At 65.0% G+C, this 6,601-nt stretch carries 4 protein-coding genes; all 4 read right to left on the bottom strand.

All coding sequences use genetic code 11. The features are described 5' to 3' along the window. Positions 1-85 precede the first annotated feature (85 nt). On the bottom strand, positions 86-1,801 hold the full coding sequence (gene nagE / locus EI969_RS26805; protein WP_160390372.1) for an N-acetylglucosamine-specific PTS transporter subunit IIBC: 1,716 nt from the start codon (positions 1,799-1,801) through the stop codon (positions 86-88). 29 nt (positions 1,802-1,830) lie between these two features. Then, positions 1,831-4,347 carry a phosphoenolpyruvate--protein phosphotransferase gene (gene ptsP, locus EI969_RS26800; RefSeq protein ID WP_160390371.1) on the bottom strand — a complete coding sequence of 839 codons (2,517 nt, stop codon included), beginning with the start codon at positions 4,345-4,347 and terminating at the stop codon, positions 1,831-1,833. Between the two features lie 143 nt (positions 4,348-4,490). Further along, positions 4,491-5,513 carry an SIS domain-containing protein gene (locus tag EI969_RS26795; protein WP_160390370.1) on the bottom strand — a complete coding sequence of 341 codons (1,023 nt, stop codon included), beginning with the start codon at positions 5,511-5,513 and terminating at the stop codon, positions 4,491-4,493. Further along, entirely contained in the window at positions 5,494-6,600 is a 1,107-nt protein-coding gene (nagA, locus tag EI969_RS26790) for an N-acetylglucosamine-6-phosphate deacetylase (RefSeq protein WP_160390369.1), read from the bottom strand. Before nagA ends, EI969_RS26795 begins: the two co-directional genes overlap by 20 nt. Between the last annotated feature and the right edge of the window lies 1 nt (position 6,601).

Below are 6,601 nucleotides of genomic sequence, written 5' to 3'. Positions count from 1 at the left end.
AGCCCGCTCCCACAGGTTTTGCGTACAACATGAAACCTGTGGGAGCGGGCTTGCCCGCGATGAGGCCCGTCCAGGCGACAACAACCTAAACCTTGGCACTCACCTCACTGCGATTGACCAACGCCTCCAGCGCATCACTCAAGCTCGGTGCCTTGTCGCCAATCAGCAGATGCCAGATACCACCCTCCAACTGACTCACACCCTGGCAACCCAGCGCTTTCAAATCACACTCCGACAACGCCTTGCCATCGGCCAGTTGCAGGCGGATGCGGGTCATGGCGATGCAGTCGAGTTGCAGCACGTTGTCGCCACCGCCCAAAGCGTTCAGCCATTTCTGGGCTTGCGGCGTGGCCACGGCAGCAGGTTTCGGTTCATCGACCATCGCTGGAGGGGTGGACACAATCGCTCGACCCAACGCCGGCATGGCCAGGCGAATTTCATCGGCAATGGCGTCGGCCATCGGCCCCACCACCACCTGCAGACTCCCTCCCTTGCCTGGTCGGACCACGGCCATGGCGCCCAGTGCCTTCAAGTCGCCGTCCGAGGCCTTGTTGCGATCCACCATGTCCAGGCGCAGGCGCGTGGTGCAGGCGCCGACGGTGATCAGGTTTTCGGCGCCGCCCAGGGCCTTGATGTAAGCCCCGGCGCGTTCATTCTCGGCAACCGCGGCCTTCTCGACCGTGGCGGCGTCTTCACGACCCGGGGTTTTCAGGTCGAAGCGACGGATACAGAAATCAAACACCAGGTAATAGATCACGGCATACGCCAGGCCCACCGGGAATACCAGCCAGCCGTTGGTGGACTTGCCCCAGCCAAGGACCATGTCGATGAAGCCGCCGGAGAAGGTGAAGCCCAAATGGATGTTCAGCGCATTGGTGATGGCCATCGACAGGCCGGTCAGCAACGCATGCAGCACGAACAGCAGCGGCGCGAGGAACATGAACGCGAATTCGATCGGCTCGGTCACGCCGGTCAGGAACGCGGTCAGTGCCATCGAGAGGAAGATCCCGCCCATCACCTTGCGTCTTTCCGGCAGTGCATTGCGGTACATCGCCAGGCAGGCGGCGGGCAGGCCGAAGATCATCACCGGGAACATGCCGGTCATGAACTGGCCGCCTTTCGGGTCGCCGGCGAAGTAGCGCGACAGATCGCCGGTCACCAGCGCGCCGGTGGTGGGGTCGGTGAAATTGCCGAACACGAACCACGCCATGTTGTTGAGGATGTGGTGCAGGCCGGTGACGATCAGCAGGCGGTTGAACACGCCGAAGACGAAGGCGCCGATGCTGCCGCTCTCCATCATCAGCGTGCCGAAGCTGTTGATGGCGTGCTGGATCGGCGGCCAGATATAGCCGAACACCACGCCCAGGCCCACGGCGGCGAACCCGGTGACAATCGGCACGAAGCGCCGGCCGCCAAAGAACGCCAGGTACTCCGGCAGCTTGATGTCCTTGAAGCGGTTGTACAGCGCGCCGGCCATCAGGCCGCTGACGATCCCGGCGAGCATGCCCATGTTGATGCTCGGGTCGAGCGCCTTGAGGGTGGAGATCATCACCAGGTAGCCGATCACCCCGGCCAGACCGGCCGTGCCGTTGTTGTCCCTGGCGAAACCGACCGCGATGCCGATGGCGAAGATCATCGCCAGATTGGCAAAGATCACCTGGCCGGCATCGTGAATGATCGCGATGTTCAGCAGGTCGGTATCGCCCAGGCGCAGCAGCAGGCCGGCAATCGGCAGGATCGCGATCGGCAGCATCAGCGCGCGGCCGAGGCGCTGCAGGCCTTCGATGAAAAGTTGGTACATGGCGGTTCTCCCTGGATTCTTGTTGTTCTTTAGCTCAGAGGCCAATACTGGTGACAGGCGTGACGCACGGCACTGGCGCTGCTCAGCTTGAGCAGGTCGTGGCTGATGCGCCGGCATTCGCTGGCGTCGAGATGACGCACGCGGTCCTTGATTTCTCCGACCTGCACCGGGCTCACCGACAGTTCGCTCACGCCCAGGCCGATCAGCACCGGCGTGGCCAGCGGATCGGACGCCAGTGCGCCGCACACACCCACCCAACGCTTGTGCTGCGCCGCACCGGCGCAGGTCTGGGCGATCAGCCGCAGCAGTGCCGGGTGCAGTGCATCGACGCGGGCGGCGAGCCCGGCATGGTCGCGGTCCATGGCCAGGGTGTATTGCGACAGGTCATTGGTGCCGATGGACAGGAAGTCCGCGTGTTCGGCCAGTTGTTCGGCCAGCAGCGCGGCGGCCGGAACCTCGATCATCACCCCCAGTTCCGGGCGTTGCGCCAGTCCCAGTTCGGTGCACAAGGCGTCGAGGCGCTGGCGGATGTGCAGCAGTTCATCGACTTCGGTCACCATCGGCAGCAGGATCCGGCAGCGCGACAATGGCGTGACATGCAGCAGGGCGCGCAGTTGCTGGTCGAGCAGTTCCGGACGCACCTGGGCCAGGCGAATGCCGCGCAGGCCCAACACCGGATTGGCCTCGGCGGGCAGTGGCAGGTAGTCCAGTTGCTTGTCGCCGCCGACGTCGATGGTGCGGATGATCACCGGCTTGTCGCCCATGGCATCGAGCACGGCTTGATAGGCTTGGTGTTGTTCCTGTTCGTCCGGGGCGGTGTGGCGGTCGACGAAGAGAAATTCGGTGCGCAGCAGGCCGACGCCGTCGGCGCCATTGGCCAGTGCGTCTGCCGCTTCCGAACTGGACGCCACATTGGCGGCGACTTCGATGCACAGGCCATCGCTGGTCAGCGCGGGTGTGTGCGCCTGGGCCTGTTGCTCGGCCCGGCGTTGCTGCTGTTGCTGTTGCAACTGGCGCACGTCGGCCAGGCGCTCGGCATCGGGTGTCAGTTCGAGGCGACCACCGTCGGCGTCCAGCACCACCGCTTGGCCCTGTTGTTGATCGAGCAGCGACGAACCCAGCGCGACCACGCACGGCAGGCCTTTGCCCCGGGCCAGAATCGCCACGTGGGAGGTCGCGCCGCCTTCGGCCATGCACAGCCCGGCGACGCCTTGTTGGCTCAGTTGCAATAGATCGGAGGGCGTCAGTTCATGCGCCGCGACGATGGCGCCGGACGGCACGTCGTAATGCCAGGTGTCGCAAAGCAATACGCGCAGGATCCGTTGCTTGAGGTCGCGCAGGTCGTTGGCGCGTTCGGCCAACAAGGTGCTGCCGGTTTGCTTGAGCACTTCGCATTGCGCCTCGATGGCCTGGCTCCAGGCATGGGACGCGGCGGTGCCCTGAGCGATGGATTGCCTGGCGGCGTCCAGCAAGGCCGGATCTTCGAGCAGTGCGAGGTGTGCGGCGAAAATCGCCTCTTCAGCAGTGTCCCTGTGTTTTTTCGCCAAGGCCTGCGTGTGCTCGATTTCGCTGCGCACCTGGTTCAGTGCCGCGTCCAGGACCTGCTGTTGCTGCTGCGGATCATGATTGCCGGCATCCACCGGCAGGCTGATCGCATTCAGGCGAAACAGCGGCCCGCCGACCAGGCCGGGCGCCGCGCAGACACCGTGCAACACGCCGGCTTCGGCGGGGCGATTGCGTTGGGCGATCGTGGCTGGCGCGGCGGCGTGGCTGTCTTCGGCCAAGGCTGTGGACAGCGCGGTCAGCAAGGCTTGCAGCGCAGCTTCGGCATCCGGGCCCTGGCAACTGACCCGGACTTCTGCCTGTTCGCCGACAGCCAGCCCCATCAGGCCGATCAGGCTGTCGCAGGTGGCCGACTTGCCGGCGAAATGCAGCTGCGATTTGCTTTTGAAACCCTGCGCGGTCTGACGGATCAACGCGGCCGGCCGCGCGTGCAGACCGCCACGGTGAGCAATGCGCACATGGCCGACAATCTCCACGCCGGCAATCTCGGCATCGATCTGTACGCTCGACGTCTGGCGACGAATGATGTGCAGCAGCGGCTCGCCGACCTTTACCGATTTGAGGGTGATGGGCCGCGCCTGAAAGTCCTGGCTGTTGGTGAGGATCAGCAGGCTGACCAGGCTCTTGCACTGTTGCGCGACCTTGTCCAGGTCGTAGCGCAGCAGCGGTTGGCCGTTGGCGACTCGCGCGCCTTCCTTGACCAGCATCGAGAAGCCCTGGCCCTGCAACTCTACCGTGTCGAGGCCAAGGTGCAGGAGCAATTCCGCGCCGTTGTCGGCACGCAGGGTCACCGCGTGACCGGTGCGGGCGACATGCACCACCACGCCGGCGCAGGGGGCGTGGAGCGTGTCGTTGAGCGGATCGATGGCGATACCGTCACCCATGGCGCCGCTGGCGAACACCGGGTCCGGGACTTTGGCGAGCGTGAGCACCGGGCCGCTGAGCGGGGCGCTTAAAGTCAGCTCTTTATTGTTGTTGTGCATGGCTCGGTCTCATAAAAAGTTCAGATCAGCTCGCCCACTGTAGGAGCGAGCTTGCTCGCGAAGAACCTGAGAACAACGCGTGCATTCAGGAAGAACGCGTCATCGTTGACGTCCATCGCGAGCAGGCTCGCTCCTACAGGGGGTTAGTGCGTACGCGTGACTTTGCTCAGGTGTCGCGGTTGGTCCGGGTCCATGCCACGGGCCACGGCCAGGCCGGCGGCCATCACGTAGAAACTCTGGATCGCCAGGATCGGGTCGAGGGCCGGGTGTTCGGCGCGGGTCAGGGTCAGGTCGCGTTCGAGCACGTCATCCGGTGCGGCCAGCAGGACACGGGCGCCACGCTGGCGCATGTCGGCTGCCAGGCTCAGCAGGCCGGCCTGTTCGGCACCCCGTGGGGCAAACACCAGCAGCGGGTAGTTGTCGCCGATCAAGGCCATCGGGCCGTGACGGACTTCGGCGCTGCTGAAGGCTTCGGCCTGGATCGCCGAGGTCTCCTTGAACTTGAGCGCCGCTTCCTGGGCGATGGCGAAACCGGCGCCACGGCCGATCACCATCAGCCGCTGACAATCGCGCAAGGCTTCGATGGCCAGGCTCCAGTCCTGTTGCGCGGCGTCGCGCAGGCCTTCGGGCAAGGCGCGGCCGGCGTCGAGCAGTTCGGTGTCTTCCTTCCAGTGGCCGATCAACCGGGCGCTGGCGCTGAGGGTGGCGATAAAGCTTTTGGTGGCGGCAACGCTGCTTTCAGTACCGGCCAACAACGGCAGGCTGAACTCGCAGGCCGCTTCCAGTGGCGAATCGGCGGCGTTGACCATCGACACGCTCAATGCACCACGCTTGCGCAACAGGCGCAGGCTGTTGACCAGGTCCGGGCTCTGACCCGATTGCGAAAAGGCGAACGCCACCTGGCCGCTGACCTTCAACGGCGCCTGCTGCATGGTCACCACCGACATCGGCAGCGACGCCACCGGGATGCCCAGCAGTTGCATGGTCAGGTAGGCGAAATAGCTGGCGGCGTGGTCGGAGCTGCCGCGCGCCACGGTCATGGCCACTTGCGGCGGCTGACGACGCAGACGCCCGGCGATCTCGATCATCTGCGGGTCGAGTTGCTGCAATTGGGCTTGCACGGCCTCGAGCGAGGACAACGCCTCTTCAAGCATTTTTGAAGTCAATGTCTTCTCCTTCGACCATGACGGCGGTCAGTTTCAGTGAGCGATCCAGCCGCACGCAGTCGGCCCAGGCCCCCGGTTGCAGGCGCCCGCGTTCGGTGATGCCGAGGTAGTCGGCGGGGAATTGCGACAGGCGCTGCGAGGCCTCGGCGATGGGTAGGCCGATCTTCACCAGGTTGCGCAGGGCCTGATCCATGGTCAGGGTGCTGCCGGCCAGGGTGCCGTCGGGCAGGCGCACGCCGCCCAGGCACTTGGTCACGGTGTGGCTGCCGAGTTTGTATTCGCCGTCGGGCATGCCGGCGGCGGCGGTCGAGTCGGTGACGCAGTACAGGCACGGGATCGAACGCAGGGCCACGCGGATGGCGCCGGGGTGCACGTGCAGCAAGTCCGGGATCAGTTCGGCGTATTTGGCGTGGGCCAGTGCCGCGCCGACGATCCCCGGTTCACGGTGATGCAGCGGGCTCATGGCGTTGTAGAGATGGGTGAAACTGCTGGCGCCGGCCTCCAGCGCGGCAACGCCTTCCTCATAGCTGCCCAGGGTATGGCCGATCTGCATGCGGATGCCACGGCTGCTGAGGTCGCGGATCAAGGCATCGTGACCGGCGATTTCCGGAGCGATGGTGATCACTCGGATCGGTGCGAGCGCCAGGTATTGCTCGACTTCGGCCATCAGCGCGGTGTGGGCGAAGTTGGGTTGTGCGCCGAGCTTGCCGGGGTTGATGTACGGGCCTTCGAGGTGCACACCGAGCACTCGGGCGCAGCCTTGAGGGCGCTGCCCAGAGAATTCGCCGACGGCTTTGAGCACCCTGGATATCTCGTCGCTCGGGGCAGTCATGGTGGTGGCCAGCAGCGAAGTGGTGCCGAAACGCACGTGGGTTTTGGTGATGGTTTCGAAGGCGGGCGTACCCTCCATGATGTCCTTGCCGCCGCCGCCGTGGACGTGCAGGTCGATGAAACCCGGCAGCAGATATGGCAGGTCGTTGTCCGCCGGGTCGCAGGGCACGCCTTCGATGGACACGACCTTGCCGTGTTCGTGAACCAGTCGGCCGCGAACCCAGCCGCGGGCGGTGAGGATGTTGTCTTCGGACATG

This window comes from Pseudomonas sp. PB101, assembly GCF_009764265.1.
In the GTDB taxonomy this organism is placed as follows: domain Bacteria; phylum Pseudomonadota; class Gammaproteobacteria; order Pseudomonadales; family Pseudomonadaceae; genus Aquipseudomonas.
The sequence above is the reverse complement of the archived record's forward strand: the minus strand, read 5'-3'. Positions and strand labels throughout refer to the sequence as shown.